The sequence below is a fragment of the Algoriphagus taiwanensis genome (genome assembly GCF_036245645.1).
Classification (GTDB): domain Bacteria; phylum Bacteroidota; class Bacteroidia; order Cytophagales; family Cyclobacteriaceae; genus Algoriphagus; species Algoriphagus taiwanensis.
In genome coordinates, this window is sequence record NZ_BTPE01000046.1 from 1 (window position 1) to 440 (window position 440).

The window sequence follows — 440 nt, forward strand, 5'->3', positions numbered from 1 at the left end:
CTGGTGTACCGGTTGTGGTGCCAACTGCACTGCCGGGTAGCTACGTCGGGAAGAGATAAGCGCTGAAAGCATCTAAGTGCGAAACTCCCCTCAAGATGAGACTTCCATATAGGGCCCTGGGAGACGACCAGGTTGATAGGCTGCAGGTGTAAAGTCAGCAATGGCATAGCTGGGCAGTACTAATTGCCCGAAAGCTTACCTGCTGTTTGTTACAGTTTCTACGAGATATGTTAAAAAGCTGGATGTCGGATGTCGGATGACCGATGAAAGACAAAAGCAGAACAAAAGATATTAGATGCAGCGCATCAGATCTTCTGGGAGGCAACTGCTTACCGATCACTGATTACTGCATACTTACAAATTAGGCGGCCTAGCGCAGGGGTCCCACCTCTTCCCATCCCGAACAGAGAAGTTAAGCCCTGCAGCGCCGATGGTACTGG

At 50.5% G+C, this 440-nt stretch carries 2 rRNA genes; both read left to right on the top strand.

What is annotated here, in order from left to right:
- Nucleotides 1–203 (top strand): 23S ribosomal RNA (locus AAA938_RS20205); the annotation flags it as partial.
- A 158-nt stretch (nt 204–361) separates the two neighbouring features.
- Nucleotides 362–440, top strand: a 5S ribosomal RNA gene (rrf, locus tag AAA938_RS20210); the annotation flags it as partial.